The organism is Pseudomonas sp. LS.1a (assembly GCF_022533585.1).
In the GTDB taxonomy this organism is placed as follows: domain Bacteria; phylum Pseudomonadota; class Gammaproteobacteria; order Pseudomonadales; family Pseudomonadaceae; genus Aquipseudomonas.
The window spans coordinates 1,522,885-1,536,149 of the sequence record NZ_CP092827.1 but is presented as its reverse complement, the minus strand read 5'-3'; the positions used below and the strand labels follow the sequence as shown (position 1 = coordinate 1,536,149).

The 13,265-nt window shown below is 63.3% G+C and carries 10 protein-coding genes and 5 tRNA genes; 6 read left to right on the top strand and 9 right to left on the bottom strand.

The features are described 5' to 3' along the window. The first annotated feature begins 232 nt into the window (after positions 1-232). Together MKK04_RS07145 and MKK04_RS07140 are read left to right on the top strand one after the other, a co-directional pair. Positions 233-2,758: a fimbria/pilus outer membrane usher protein gene (locus tag MKK04_RS07145; RefSeq protein ID WP_241106401.1), complete on the top strand. Its 2,526-nt coding sequence runs from the start codon at positions 233-235 to the stop codon at positions 2,756-2,758. Continuing rightward, the gene (locus MKK04_RS07140; RefSeq protein ID WP_241106400.1) at positions 2,755-3,840 is read left to right on the top strand and encodes a fimbrial protein; all 1,086 of its coding nucleotides are present in this window, start codon (positions 2,755-2,757) and stop codon (positions 3,838-3,840) included. Before MKK04_RS07145 ends, MKK04_RS07140 begins: the two co-directional genes overlap by 4 nt. A gap of 104 nt (positions 3,841-3,944) precedes the next feature. Here MKK04_RS07140 and MKK04_RS07135 read toward each other — a convergent pair. The 5 genes from MKK04_RS07135 to MKK04_RS07115 all read right to left on the bottom strand — a co-directional run bounded on the left by MKK04_RS07135 (position 3,945) and on the right by MKK04_RS07115 (position 4,509). After that, positions 3,945-4,020 (bottom strand) — tRNA-Gly (locus MKK04_RS07135). Between the two features lie 86 nt (positions 4,021-4,106). After that, positions 4,107-4,182 (bottom strand) — tRNA-Gly (locus MKK04_RS07130). Between the two features lie 3 nt (positions 4,183-4,185). Then, positions 4,186-4,261 (bottom strand) — tRNA-Glu (locus MKK04_RS07125). A 92-nt stretch (positions 4,262-4,353) separates the two neighbouring features. Beyond that, positions 4,354-4,429, bottom strand: a tRNA-Gly gene (locus MKK04_RS07120). 4 nt (positions 4,430-4,433) lie between these two features. Continuing rightward, a tRNA-Glu gene (locus MKK04_RS07115) sits at positions 4,434-4,509 on the bottom strand. Positions 4,510-4,886: 377 nt separating this feature from the next. Here MKK04_RS07115 and MKK04_RS07110 point away from each other — a divergent pair. Further along, positions 4,887-5,654 carry a hypothetical protein gene (locus MKK04_RS07110; RefSeq protein ID WP_207832254.1) on the top strand — a complete coding sequence of 256 codons (768 nt, stop codon included), beginning with the start codon at positions 4,887-4,889 and terminating at the stop codon, positions 5,652-5,654. 127 nt (positions 5,655-5,781) lie between these two features. Here MKK04_RS07110 and MKK04_RS07105 read toward each other — a convergent pair whose 3' ends face one another. Together MKK04_RS07105 and MKK04_RS07100 are read right to left on the bottom strand one after the other, a co-directional pair. Continuing rightward, a complete protein-coding gene (locus MKK04_RS07105; protein WP_241106399.1) occupies positions 5,782-6,264 on the bottom strand; it encodes a GAF domain-containing protein in 483 nt (160 codons plus the stop codon). Then, positions 6,261-7,151: an ATP-binding protein gene (locus MKK04_RS07100; RefSeq protein ID WP_207832258.1), complete on the bottom strand. Its 891-nt coding sequence runs from the start codon at positions 7,149-7,151 to the stop codon at positions 6,261-6,263. The genes MKK04_RS07105 and MKK04_RS07100 overlap by 4 nt, the downstream gene beginning before the upstream one ends. A 205-nt stretch (positions 7,152-7,356) precedes the next feature. On the opposite strand from MKK04_RS07100, the gene MKK04_RS07095 reads away from it, so the two are divergent. Further along, positions 7,357-9,714 carry a hybrid sensor histidine kinase/response regulator gene (locus tag MKK04_RS07095; protein ID WP_241106398.1) on the top strand — a complete coding sequence of 786 codons (2,358 nt, stop codon included), beginning with the start codon at positions 7,357-7,359 and terminating at the stop codon, positions 9,712-9,714. On the opposite strand, the gene MKK04_RS07090 is transcribed toward MKK04_RS07095, so the two are convergent. Together MKK04_RS07090 and msrB are read right to left on the bottom strand one after the other, a co-directional pair. Continuing rightward, entirely contained in the window at positions 9,704-10,192 is a 489-nt protein-coding gene (locus MKK04_RS07090) for a glutathione peroxidase (protein ID WP_207832262.1), read from the bottom strand. The two genes, MKK04_RS07095 and MKK04_RS07090, sit on opposite strands and share 11 nt — an antisense overlap. A gap of 13 nt (positions 10,193-10,205) precedes the next feature. Beyond that, a complete protein-coding gene (gene msrB, locus MKK04_RS07085) occupies positions 10,206-10,601 on the bottom strand; it encodes a peptide-methionine (R)-S-oxide reductase MsrB (protein WP_015269381.1) in 396 nt (131 codons plus the stop codon). Positions 10,602-10,768: 167 nt separating this feature from the next. Between msrB and MKK04_RS07080 the strand changes: the two genes are divergently transcribed. After that, a complete protein-coding gene (locus MKK04_RS07080; protein WP_023661072.1) occupies positions 10,769-11,980 on the top strand; it encodes a pyridoxal phosphate-dependent aminotransferase in 1,212 nt (403 codons plus the stop codon). A gap of 291 nt (positions 11,981-12,271) precedes the next feature. Next, a complete protein-coding gene (gene htpX, locus MKK04_RS07075; RefSeq protein WP_003259721.1) occupies positions 12,272-13,159 on the top strand; it encodes a protease HtpX in 888 nt (295 codons plus the stop codon). Positions 13,160-13,265: the final 106 nt, after the last annotated feature.

Sequence of the window (13,265 nt, the reverse complement as noted above, 5' to 3'; positions counted from 1 at the left end):
CGGCAATGCAGGTTCACCCTGCATTGCCGTAACTCACCGGCACTGTCTCCATCAGGCGTTATCGACACCGCCGACTTATCCCTCTACCCCCAGACTAACCTTACAGCCCCCCCCACCTTTCTCCTTATCCTCGCCCCACCAAGCGATCGCCTCGCCTAGCCAAACACGCCTCGCTTGCCACCGCCGGCACCGCCTAACCGCCGCGCTTCAACGTCCAGACCAGGCATCCGTCATGCTCAAGCCCCTCAAACGCCGGCAGGCGCTGTCACGCCTGCGCTTTTTGCCCTTCCCCGCGCTCGGCGCAAGCCTGCTGAGCCTGCAAGCTGTAGCCGCCCCGCCCGACCTGCAGTTCGAACCCGGCTTCATCCGCCAAAGCCCGGGTCAACCCGCCGACGCGGGCGCTCTTGCCCTGCGTGCCCTGGCCGAACATCGGCCCCTCGCAGCTGGCCGCTATACCCTGGAGCTGTATGTCAACCTCAGCCCACTGGGCAAACGGGAGATCACGATCAACGAGAGCAGCGACGGCCAGACCCTGTTGCCCTGCCTGAACGCCGAACTGCTGGGTGAAATCGGTGTGCGTGAACAGAACCTGGCCGTCAGGCAACCCGGCAACGAAGGCAACTGCTTCGACCTTGCCACCCAGCTGGACGGCGCCAGTGCCGATCTGGATACCGGCAAGCTGCGCCTGAACCTGTCGATACCGCAGTCCTACCTGCGCCGCGACACCAGCGGCGCCATCGCCGAAAGCCACTGGGACGACGGCATCAATGCCGCGTTCGTCAACTACCAGGCCTCGGCCCAGCACAGCAACCGGCGTGGCAGCGGCAGCCGCAACAGCCAGGACCTGTACCTGAACAGTGGTATCAACCTGTACGGCTGGCGCCTGCGCAGCCAGCAGGCCCTGCGCGAGAACCAGCAGGGCGACCTGCGCTGGACGCGCAGCAATACCTACGTCCAGCGCGACCTGCCGGCGCGCTGGGGCACTCTCACCCTCGGCGAAACCTTCACCCAGGGGGAGGTTTTCCGAAGCTTGCCGTTCAAGGGCGTCAAGCTGGCCTCCGACACCGGGATGCTGCCCGACACCCTGCAAAACTACGCCCCTGTGTTGCGTGGTGTGGCACAAACCTACGCCAAGCTGGAGGTACTGCAGAACGGCTACCCGCTCTACTCCACCTTCGTCGCCCCCGGCCCATACGAAATCGACGACCTGGCCGTTGGCGCCAGCAGCGGCGAACTGGAAGTGGTGCTGACCGAAGCGGATGGCCAGGTGCGCCGCTTCATCCAGCCGTACTCGACCCTCAGCAACCTGATGCGTGCCGGCGTGTGGCGCTACGACCTGGCCCTTGGCCGCTATCACGGCGCTGGCCAGGCCGACACACCAGCGCTGTGGCAGGGTGCGCTGGCCCGGGGCATCGGCTGGGACAGCACGCTGTACACCGGCATACTCGGTGGCGACTACTACCGCGCCGCCACCCTGGGCCTGGCGCGGGACTTCGGGGCACTCGGCGCATTGTCGCTGGACGTCACGCAAGCCACTACCGACCTTGGCCCCGCACTGGGCGAAGTGAAGGGCAACAGCCTCTCGGCCCGCTACGGCAAGGCCTTCGACATCGGTACCAGCCTGAACTTTGCCGGCTACCGCTATTCCACCGTCGGCTACCGCGACTACGACGAAGCCGTCCTGCAGCGCAACGCCTCCAGCCTGTACCTGGGCAACCGCCGCAGTCGGGTGGAGGCCTCGGTGTACCAGCATTTCGGCAATGCCGGCACGCTCAGCCTCACACTGTCACAGGACGACTACTGGCACAGCAGCCTGCAACGGCGCCAATATCAGCTGCAATACAATGCGCAATTGCCGCACAACGTCAGCCTCAACCTGTTTGCCTCGCAGTCGCTCACTTCGTCACGCAGCAACGACCGTCTCATCGGCCTGGGCATTACCCTGCCGCTGGACTTGGCGCATGCCTCCAGCGCCACGTTCGACCTGCAACACAGCGCAGGCAAGTCCAACGAACGCGCCAGCCTCAGCGGCCACTTCGACGAGCGGCGCCTGAACTACCGGGCTACGCTGGCCAACGACACCCGGCAAAATGGCAGCCTGTCGCTGGGCTACCAGGGAAGCCATGCCAACTACGGCATGGGCTACAGCGAGGCCTCCGACTATCGCAGCCTGTCACTGAGCACCAGCGGCGCCCTGCTGGCGCACGGCGGCGGCATGCTGTTGGCACCGTTCATAGGCGAAACCAACGCCGTGGTGCATGTGCCGGATATCGCCGGGATCGGTGTCAGCCAGGGACAGCAGGGCAAAACCAACGGCGACGGCTATGCCTTGGCACCCTATATGCGCCCTTACCGGGCCAACCCCGTGGTGCTGGAACTGGACCAGCTCGACCCGGAAATCGAAATCGACAACGGCGCCACGCAGGTGGTGCCACGCCGCGGCGCTGTAGTACTGGCGCAATTCGCGGCGCGCCGGGTCAACCGCCTGGTGCTGACCCTGTTGCAAGCAGACGGCCGCCCCTTGCCCTTCGGCGCACAGGTCAGCGATGAGCACGGCCAGGAACTGGCGATAGTCGGCCAAGGTGGCCAGGCACTGGTGGCCACCCACCTTGAGAACCAGCAACTGCTGGCCAGGTGGACCGCAGGTACAGAGCAGCAATGCAGCTTCGACATCACGCCCGCCACCTTGCCGCTTGAACAAGGCTATCGCCTGCAGACTTTGCGCTGCCAAGCCCCCTCCGACAGGAAAATCCAATGACCACTTTCACTCGCCAGCGCCTGCGAACGGCCCTGCTGTTTGCCAGCCTGCCTTTCATTACCCTGCAAGCCGCCTATGCCGCATCAGGTTGCGCCACCCAAAACGGTCCTGGCCCCGCGGTATTCACAGCAGATTTCACAAATGTATGGGTACCCAGGGATCTGCCAGTCGGTGAGCCAATCGTCACCAAAACCTTTGCCGGGCTGCTGGACCCATCAGCCACTCGCATCCAATGCGACAACGACGGCTCAGGCCTGCTGGAGGCGCGCATCGATTACACCGCTCCATTCGCCCACAACCTGCCCATGCGACTGGGCAATGGGCGCTTCGCCAACAGGGTTGTCAGAACACGGATCGCCGGGATTGGCGCAGTGATCGAGATGCGCTGGCCGTTTGCCGGTCAAGCCTTCAACAACTTTTATTCGGCAGGCAGCGACAATACCGTACCTTACTACGGCACCAACAACCGCCTGATAGGCGCGCCCCCTCTGTTTATCGGCCCGCTCTACATGGATGTGACGCTGGTCAAGACCGGGCCCATAGCCTCTGGGCCGATCCTCCTGGATGAAGAACTGGCCCATGGCAGCACCACGGATGTGCCCGACGCCTTTCGCCTGCGGACAAGCGCCACCCTGCACCAGGCACAGTGCACGCTGAAAAGCGATGCCGTCAGTGCCGACCCCGTGGATTTGGGCAGCCACACAGTGGCGGACTTCCCGGGAAAGGGCACCACCACAACCAGCATACCGTTCCACATCACTTTGAGTGACTGCGAGGACGACCCTGCCGCGAGCACCGCCACCGCCTACATCTACTTGACAGGTACCGACGGCTCGGTGGCAATTGACCCGAAGCTTGGCCTGTTCAGCCTGGGCAATGGCTCGACGGCGAAAGGCATCGGCATCCAGATAACCGATGACCTGGGGGTTCCCGTCCCCCTGCAGGAACACGTGTCGAGCAACAAAAAACTCGAGCTCCCTCTCACCCGCCTGCCCTATCGTGCGCATTTCTACCAGACCGACGACCGAGTTACGCCTGGCTCGGCCAGAGGCGCGCTCGACTTCACCATCAGCTATCGCTGAGCACTACGATGCCTGCGCAGCGGCGTTCGCGCAGGCATCGCCGGAAAATCAGGCATGCAAAAACGCAGAAAGGAACCCGAAGGTTCCTTTCTGCGTTACATGTTTGGAGCGGGAAACGAGACTCGAACTCGCGACCCCGACCTTGGCAAGGTCGTGCTCTACCAACTGAGCTATTCCCGCATTTTGAAGCATTTACCACTATCGGCGTGAAGCGCCATGAAGACCTTCACCACCACTGCACCGCATAGACGCCACAGTATTTAAACTGGAGCGGGAAACGAGACTCGAACTCGCGACCCCGACCTTGGCAAGGTCGTGCTCTACCAACTGAGCTATTCCCGCATTTGGCGTCCCCTAGGGGACTCGAACCCCTGTTACCGCCGTGAAAGGGCGGTGTCCTAGGCCACTAGACGAAGGGGACACACGACACTTTTCAGTGCACCAGAACATGAACCTCACGATTCAGCCTGGATTTTCTTTTCCTGCCCCGCCGCTAGGCGTTGCCGGAGAAACTGGAGCGGGAAACGAGACTCGAACTCGCGACCCCGACCTTGGCAAGGTCGTGCTCTACCAACTGAGCTATTCCCGCAATTTGGCGTCCCCTAGGGGACTCGAACCCCTGTTACCGCCGTGAAAGGGCGGTGTCCTAGGCCACTAGACGAAGGGGACACGCTGCTGGCATTACTGCCTGCTTTCACTCCCTGCCGCGTTTCGCTGTGTGCTTTACGCTGCAAGTGGCGCGCATTCTATGGATGGTTCGTACAGGCGTCAACCCCTTTGTAGAAATTTATTTAAATCAATGACTTCCGGGTAGGTGGGGGTGCAGTTGCGGGCCGGGTTGTCGATATAGAGAGAGGGGTACCTGCACCGCCCTCTTCGCGGCTAAAGCCGCTCCCACAAGGACCGCACGAAGCCTGAGGGCGGTGCGATCCCTGTGGGAGCGGCTTTAGCCGCGAAGAGGCCAGTACAGGTATATAGCCGCTGTTCGTCCCCAGACGAACTCACTACACTCAAGGGTGTAATTCTTCTTCAATGAGGCATTAACGGTGACACCACTTCTGATCACCCTGCTCATCGTGGCGGGTATCGCGTTGCTGATCGTGATCGGCTACCTCAACAACGTGGTCGAGAACGGCAAGCTCGAGCGCGCCCGGATGAAGGTCGAACTGGCCGACCGCCTGCGCCGCTGTGGCGAAATCACCGAGACCTTCCCCGGCCAGTTCATGACCCCGGCGCTGAAGCTGCTGCTGACTCGCCTGGAGCTCAACCTCAACCAGCGCCAACTGGCAATGGACAAGCACAGCGCCGAACTCAAGGCGCGCATCGCCGAACTGGAACGGCTGATTGCCCTGGGCGGGCAGATCCCGGTAAACAACCCGCCCAATCCGATTCAGACCGAGATCAAAGCCAAGGATGTGCGCTTCCTGCTGGAGGCGCTGCACAACCAGGTGACTCGCGCCGCCCAGGAAGGCTTCCTGCCCACGCCCGAGGCCAAGCACTGGGTCAAGGAAATCCGCCATGTCCTGGTGTTGCTGCATATCGAGTTCTTCAACAACCTCGGCCAGCAGGCCCTGCAGAAGAACCAGCCGGGCCAGGCACGCCTGGCCTTCGAGCGCGGCGTGCAGTACCTGCGCAAACAGCCGGAGCCAAAGGTGTATGAAGAGCAGCTGACGTACCTGGAAAAACTGCTGGCCCGCGCCAACGCCCAGGTGCTGGACCGCATGGCGCCGGCGGAGGACGAGCAGAATGAACTGACCCAGGGGCTCAAGACCGATGAGGAAGAGACCTGGAAGAAGAAGGTGATGTACGACTGATGCTTTAACCTGTACCGGCCTCTTCGCGGCTAAAGCCGCTCCCACAGGGACCGCATCGCCTTCAGGCCTGGTGCAATCCTTGTGGGAGCGGCTTTAGCCGCGAAGAGGCCGGTACAGGCAACCAATATCAGCAGTCGGTCAGCGCCAGGAAAATCGCTGCCAACCGCTCCAGCCCCACCTGATCCGCCTCGCTGAAGCGCCCAGGCTTCGGGCTGTCCAGGTCCAGCACGCCAATCAGCCTGCCCTCCTTCACCAGCGGGATCACCAGCTCGCTGTTCGATGCACTGTCACAGGCAATATGCCCCGGAAACGCATGCACGTCCTCTACCCGCTGGGTCTGCCGGGTGGCCGCTGCCGCCCCGCACACGCCCTTGCTGAACGGGATGCGCACGCACGCCACCTGGCCCTGGAACGGGCCCAGCACCAGTTCTTCGTTGCGGTTGAGGTAGAACCCCGCCCAGTTCAGGTTGTCCACGTGGTTATAGAGGAATGCCGAAAACTGCGCGGCATTGGCGATGAAGTCACGCTCGTCGGCAAACAGCGCCTGCACTTGCGCCGCCAGCAGGTTGTAGCCGTCGAGGCCGGCGCCACTGGCATTGAGGTCGATCATTTATTTTGCTCCAGCAATTGCAGCCCGACCCAGTAGCGGGCGAACTGATAGGCACAACGGCCATTACGGTTACCGCGGCCGGTGGCCCAGCGCACGGCGAGGATGTCGAGTGCTTCACTGCGCTGCCAGGCCAACCCGGCAGATTGCGCAAGCTGGCCGATCCAGTGCTCGACCACATTCAGGAAGTGCTCCTGGGTAAAGGGGTAGAACGACAGCCACAGGCCAAAACGATCGGACAGGGCAATCTTGTCTTCCACCGCTTCGCTGGGGTGCAGTTCGCCGTCCACCCGCTTCCAGTTCTCGTTGTCGCTCTCCTTCTCCGGCACCAGGTGGCGGCGGTTGGAGGTGGCGTACAGCAGCACATTGTCCGGGGCCTGCTCCAGCGAGCCGTCGAGCACGCTCTTGAGCACCCGGTAGTCGCCCTCCCCGGCTTCGAACGACAGATCGTCGCAGAACAGGATGAAGCGCTGCGGCAGCTTCTGCAGCTGCTCGACTACACGTGGCAGGTCGGCCAGGTGGTCGCGTTCGATTTCGATCAGGCGCAGGCCGGCGCCCGCGTGCTCGGCCAACAGGGCACGTACCAGCGACGACTTGCCGGTACCGCGCGAGCCCCACAGCAGTGCATGGTTGGCCGGCATGCCGTTGATGAACTGGTGGGTGTTGCGGCCCAACTGGTCACGCTGCTGGTCGACGCCGATCAGGTCGCTGAGGCGGATGTCCAGGCTCACTTCCAGCGGCAGCAGGTAGCCGCTGCGGCCATCGCGCTGCCAGCGCGCGGCCAGGGTGGTGGCCCAGTCGATGTTCGGACGTGTTGCCGGCAACAGGGGTTCGAGGCGCGCCAGTACCGATTCGGCGCGGTCCAGGAAAGCAATCAAGCGAGCGTCCATGACGACTCCTACGAATTTCAGTTTTTTTGGGGCCGCTTCGCGCCCCTTCGCGGGCTTGCCCGCTCCCACAGGCACACCACAAATCTCAAGGGCAGTAATATACCTGTGGGAGCGGGCGCGCCCGCGAAGGGGCGCAAAGCGGCCCCCGCTTGGCGATCAACTGAAATGAACAGACAGACCCACCAGCAGCCGGGGTTGATCGGCTATGCTTGCGCAGCGCAAGGAACGTGAAACCGGCTCGGGACTCATGGATATCAAGTTCACCAATCGCCTGTCATACAAGCAAGCCCGGTTGACAGTCCTGGTCGGCTTCATCCTGGGAACATTGCTCAGTCTCATCCAGATCGGCATCGATTATGCCAGCGAAGACGCATCCATCAACCGCGAAGTGCGCGCCTTGCTGCAAATCAGCCACAACCCGGCCTCGCGCATCGCCTACAACATCGACTCCGAGCTGGCCCTGGAGCTGACTCGCGGCCTGCTGGAGTCGCCAGCGGTCATCCGTGCGCGGCTGATCGACAACAACGAAACGGTATTGGCCGACGTCGAACGGCCGCGCCTGCAGGACCGCTACCGACCACTGAGCGACTTCCTGTTCGGCGAGCAGCGCCAGTTCAAGGAGCGCCTGTACCTCACCCACATGCCCGAAGAAGACCTCGGCACCCTGTACCTGGAGGTGGATACCTTCGCCTTCGGCAGCCGCTTCCTCGACCGCGCCGGCATCACCCTGCTCAACGGCTTCGCCCGTAGCCTGGTGCTGACCGGCATCCTCCTGGCGCTGTTCTACATGATGCTGACCAAGCCGCTGGTGACGGTGATCGGCGCGCTCAGCGGCAGCGACCCGCGCAAGCCCCGGCAAACCCGCCTGGCCTGCCCGCACGGCCACGAACACGACGAGATCGGCGTGCTGGTGAAGGTCGCCAACCAGCAGTTCGTCAGCATGGCCACCGAGATCGAGCAACGGCGCACCGCGGAAAACCGCCTGACCCAGTACCTCAACGAGCTGGAAGACATCGTCTCGGCGCGCACCAACGAGCTCAAGGCCAGCAACAGCAGCCTGAGCCTGTCCAACCAGGAGCTGGAAGAAGCCCGCCGCCGGGCGCTGGACATGGCCCAGGCGCGCGCCGCCTTCCTCGCCAACATGAGCCACGAAATCCGCACCCCGCTCAACGGCATGCTCGGCATGATCGCCCTTGCCCTGGACAGCCCGCTGCCCAGCGAGCAACGCCAGCAGCTGGCGATTGCCCACGACTCGGGCAAGGTGCTGGTGGAGTTGCTCAACGATATTCTCGACCTGTCCAAGTTCGATGCCGGCCAGCTGGAGCTGGAACGCATTCCGTTCGACATGGGCTCGATGGTCGAGGACACCGCCAACCTGCTGTCGCAAAACACCGCGCAAAGCGTGGAGCTGACCTGCCTGATCGCCCGCGACTTCCCCAGCAGCGTACTCGGCGACCCCACACGGGTGCGGCAGATCGTCAGCAACCTGCTGTCCAACGCCCTCAAGTTCACCCGTTTCGGCCGCGTGGATGTGCGCCTGACGACCATGGTCGGCGGTGTGCGCCTGGAGGTGCGCGATACCGGCATCGGCATCCCCGAAGAAGCCCAGGCACGGATCTTCCAGCCGTTCACTCAGGCCGGCGCCGGCATCACCCGCCAGTACGGCGGCACCGGCCTGGGCCTGGCGCTGACGCACAACCTGTGCAAAGCCATGCAGGGCCGCCTGCATATCAATTCCGAACCGGGCTTTGGCAGCCGCTTCAGCGCCGAGCTGCCACTGGCGGTGCACACCGAAGCGATCCCGCCGGCACCGTTGCACGGGCGCGTGGCTGCAGTGTGCGCAGCCGGCAGCGGGCTCGACGAACTGTTGCAGGACCAGCTGCCCGCCTGGGGCCTGACCTACCAGCAGCAAGACAGCATCGCGGGGCTGGAAGCCGCTGCCATCGACCTGCTGATCACCGACCGCCTGGACCAGCTGTTCGAACTGCGCCCGGCACTGAAAACACCGATCCTGCTGGTGACCGCCTACGGCAACTTCCTGCCCAACGAGCAGTCACTGGCCCTGGCGCCGTTGCATCAGCTGGCCCGGCCACTGGCGCGCAACGCCCTGTACCAGACCCTGCGACGCACTTTGCAAGGCCATGAGCCCGAGCACCCGCTGGCCACCCCGGCCATTACCCTGGAGCAGGGCCGCGCGCGCATCCTGCTGGTGGAGGACAACCCGGTGAACCAACTGGTCGCCAAAGGCATGCTGGCCAAGCTCGGCTGCCAGGTGCAACTGGCCACCCAGGGCGCCGAAGCCCTGGAGCTACTGGAACAGGACGAATTCGACCTGGTGCTGATGGACTGCAACATGCCGGTGATGGACGGCTACGAGGCCAGCCGGCGCATCCGCCAGAGCGGCCGCTGGCCCGACCTGCCGATCGTCGCCCTCACCGCCAACGCCATGCCCGAGGAGCGCGAGCGCTGCCGGGCAGCGGGCATGAACGACTACCTGGCCAAGCCGTTCCGCCGCGAAGAGCTGCTGGCGCTGGTGGACCACTGGGTGCCCGTCAACGGCTGAGCAGGCGCTCGATGTCCGCCTCCAGGGCCTGCGGCTTGGTGGTGGGGGCGTAGCGCGTTACCTGGCCAGAGGCCGGGTCGACCAGAAACTTGGTGAAGTTCCACTTGATCTTCTGGCTGCCCAGAATGCCGGGGGCGCGCTGCTTGAGTTCGACGAACAGCGGGTGGCTGCCAGGGCCATTGACCTCGATCTTGCGGAACAGCGGGAAGCTCACGCCAAAATTGCGCTCGCAGAACTGGGCGATTTCCCGTGCATCGCCAGGCTCCTGCTTGCCGAACTGGTTGCAGGGGAAGCCCAGCACCACCAGGCCGCGCGCGCGGTAGGCCTGCCACAGTTGCTCCAGGCCCTTGTACTGCGGGGTAAAGCCGCACTGGCTGGCGGTATTGACCACCAGCAGCGCCTTGCCGGGGAAGTCGCCGAGCTTCTTGTGCTCGCCGCCCAGGGTCACGCAGGGGATGTCCAGTATCGATCCAGCCATGGTCGGGCTCCGGTCAGTCGCGCGGGCGCAGGTCGATGCACACCGAGTTGATGCAGTAGCGCAGGCCGGTCGGTGGCGGGCCGTCGGGGAACACGTGGCCCAGGTGCGCATCGCAGCGGGCACAGGTGACTTCGGTGCGGATCATGCCGTGGGAGGTGTCGCGGATTTCGATCATCGCGCTTTCCTCGATGGGGGCGTAGAAGCTCGGCCAGCCACAGCCGGAGTCGAACTTGGTCTGCGCATCGAACAGTGGCAGGCCGCAGCAGATGCAGTGGTAGATGCCGTCGCGGCGCTCGCTGTTGTACTTGCCGCTGAATGGCCGCTCGGTGCCCTTGAGGCGGCATACCTGGTACTGCTCGGGGTCGAGCATCGACCGCCATTGTTCCAGGGTTTTCTCGATCTTTTGCATGTAGGGACCTCGGCAGGCTGAATTTCACTGCGCACCGTCTTTTCCGGGGCGCGGGTGGCACGTATATTAGGTGGCTTCGTGTGCCAGGCGTTCAGTCTGGCACCCGCTTCCTGCCCTTTCAAACCTTTCGGCGTGGGTTGCGCGTTTTCTCATATCGGGATCCCATCATGCAGTTCAGCAAATCGAACAAGCTCGCCAATGTCTGCTACGACATTCGCGGCCCAGTGCTCAAGCACGCCAAACGCCTGGAAGAGGAAGGTCACCGTATCCTCAAGCTGAACATCGGCAACCCGGCGCCGTTTGGCTTCGAGGCGCCTGACGAAATCCTCCAGGATGTGATCCGCAACCTGCCCACCGCCCAGGGCTACAGCGACTCCAAGGGCCTGTTCAGCGCGCGCAAGGCGGTGATGCAGTACTGCCAGCAGAAGCAGATCGAAGGTGTCGGCATCGAGGACATCTACCTGGGTAACGGCGTGTCCGAGCTGATCGTCATGTCGATGCAGGCGCTGCTCAACAACGGCGACGAAGTGCTGATCCCGGCCCCCGACTACCCGCTGTGGACCGCCGCCGTGAGCCTGGCTGGCGGCAAGCCGGTGCATTACCTGTGCGACGAGCAGGCCGACTGGTTCCCCGACCTTGAGGACATCAAGGCCAAGATCACCCCGAACACCAAGGCCCTGGTGATCATCAACCCGAACAACCCGACCGGCGCGGTGTACTCCAAAGAGCTGCTGCTGGGCATGCTGGAACTGGCCCGCCAGCACAACCTGGTGGTGTTCTCCGACGAGATCTACGACAAGATCCTGTACGACGAAGCCGTACACATCAGCACCGCCTCGCTGGCCCCCGACCTGCTGTGCCTGACCTTCAACGGCCTGTCCAAGTCGTACCGGGTGGCGGGCTTCCGTTCCGGCTGGCTGATCATCTCCGGGCCCAAGCACCACGCGCAAAGCTACATCGAAGGCATCGACATGCTGGCCAACATGCGCCTGTGCGCCAACGTGCCGGCCCAGCATGCCATCCAGACCGCGCTGGGCGGCTACCAGAGCATCAACGACCTGGTGCTGCCACCGGGCCGCCTGCTGGAGCAGCGCAACCGCACCTACGAGCTGCTGAACGACATCCCGGGCGTAAGCTGCGTGAAACCAATGGGTGCGCTGTATGCGTTCCCGAAGATCGACCCGAAGGTTTGCCCGATTCACAACGACGAGAAGTTCGTGCTCGACCTGCTGCTGTCGGAGAAGCTGCTGATCGTTCAGGGCACGGCGTTCAACTGGCCGTGGCCGGACCACTTCCGCGTGGTGACCTTGCCGCGGGTGGATGACCTGGAGGCGGCGATTGGCCGGATCGGCAATTTCCTGCGGACCTATTCGCAGTAAGTGATGGCCTCTTCGCGGCTAAAGCCGCTCCCACAGGTACAGCGCAGCCCTTGAGCTTTGCGCAAACCCTGTGGGAGCGGGTTTACCGCGAATGGGCTGCAAAGCAGCCCCCTGCAATCTCACAGGATGTTTCTTACATCCTGCAACGCTCTATCCCACAGCCCCCGCGCCATCCTCTGCCATACTCCGCCGTACACAGTTTGAAATAGTCGCCCGATTGAATCGGCACGGCCGGCCCCTTATATACCCCGCAGTAAGCGACAACTCATCCGTCAGGAGAACGTAACAACCATGATGCGCATTCTGTTGTTTGTAGCCACCAACCTCGCGGTGGTGCTGGTTGCAAGCATTACCCTGAGCCTGTTCGGTTTCAACGGGTTCATGGCCGCCAACGGGGTCGACCTGAACCTCAGCAGCCTGCTGGTGTTCTGCGCCGTGTTCGGCTTTGCCGGCTCCCTCGTCTCGCTGTTCATCTCCAAGTGGATGGCGAAGATGACCACCGGCACCCAGATCATCAGCCAGCCGCGCACCCGCCACGAGCAGTGGCTGTTGCAAACGGTCGAAGAACTGTCCCGTGAAGCGGGCATCAAGATGCCCGAGGTGGGTATCTTCCCGGCGTACGAGGCCAACGCCTTCGCCACCGGCTGGAACCGCAATGACGCGCTGGTGGCCGTTTCCCAGGGCCTGCTGGAGCGCTTCTCGCCCGATGAAGTGCGCGCAGTGCTGGCCCACGAGATCGGCCACGTAGCCAACGGCGACATGGTCACCCTGGCGCTGGTGCAGGGCGTGGTGAACACCTTCGTGATGTTCTTCGCGCGCATCATCGGCAACTTCGTCGACAAGGTGATCTTCAAGAACGAAGAAGGCCAGGGCATTGCCTACTACGTGGCGACCATCGTTGCCGAGTTGATCCTTGGCATTCTGGCCAGCATGATCGTGATGTGGTTCTCGCGCCGCCGCGAATACCGCGCCGACGAAGCCGGTGCACAGCTGGCCGGTACCGCAGCGATGATCGGCGCCCTGCAGCGTCTGCGCGTGGAGCAGGGCCTGCCGGTGCACATGCCCGACACCATGAAGGCATTCGGCATCAATGGCGGCCTGAAGCACGGCCTGGCCGGGCTGCTGATGAGCCACCCGCCGCTGGAAGACCGTATCGAGGCCCTGCGCCGTCGCGGTTGATCCGACCGGTAAAAACAAAGGGCGACTTCGGTCGCCCTTTTTTGTACACCTGTGCCGGCCTCTTCGCGGGTAAACCCGCTCCCACAGGTTCACTACACACCTTGAG

Bases quoted from the DNA above. Each gene is read 5' to 3' on its own strand.
- MKK04_RS07100 (WP_207832258.1), bottom strand. From the start codon at position 7,151: ATGGACGCTCGCTTGATTGCTTTCCTGGACCGCGCCGAATCGGTACTG.
- MKK04_RS07105 (WP_241106399.1), bottom strand. From the start codon at position 6,264: ATGATCGACCTCAATGCCAGTGGCGCCGGCCTCGACGGCTACAACCTG.
- msrB (WP_015269381.1), bottom strand. From the start codon at position 10,601: ATGCAAAAGATCGAGAAAACCCTGGAACAATGGCGGTCGATGCTCGAC.
- MKK04_RS07095 (WP_241106398.1), top strand. From the start codon at position 7,357: ATGCTTGCGCAGCGCAAGGAACGTGAAACCGGCTCGGGACTCATGGAT.
- MKK04_RS07140 (WP_241106400.1), top strand. From the start codon at position 2,755: ATGACCACTTTCACTCGCCAGCGCCTGCGAACGGCCCTGCTGTTTGCC.
- htpX (WP_003259721.1), top strand. From the start codon at position 12,272: ATGATGCGCATTCTGTTGTTTGTAGCCACCAACCTCGCGGTGGTGCTG.
- MKK04_RS07080 (WP_023661072.1), top strand. From the start codon at position 10,769: ATGCAGTTCAGCAAATCGAACAAGCTCGCCAATGTCTGCTACGACATT.
- MKK04_RS07145 (WP_241106401.1), top strand. From the start codon at position 233: ATGCTCAAGCCCCTCAAACGCCGGCAGGCGCTGTCACGCCTGCGCTTT.
- MKK04_RS07090 (WP_207832262.1), bottom strand. From the start codon at position 10,192: ATGGCTGGATCGATACTGGACATCCCCTGCGTGACCCTGGGCGGCGAG.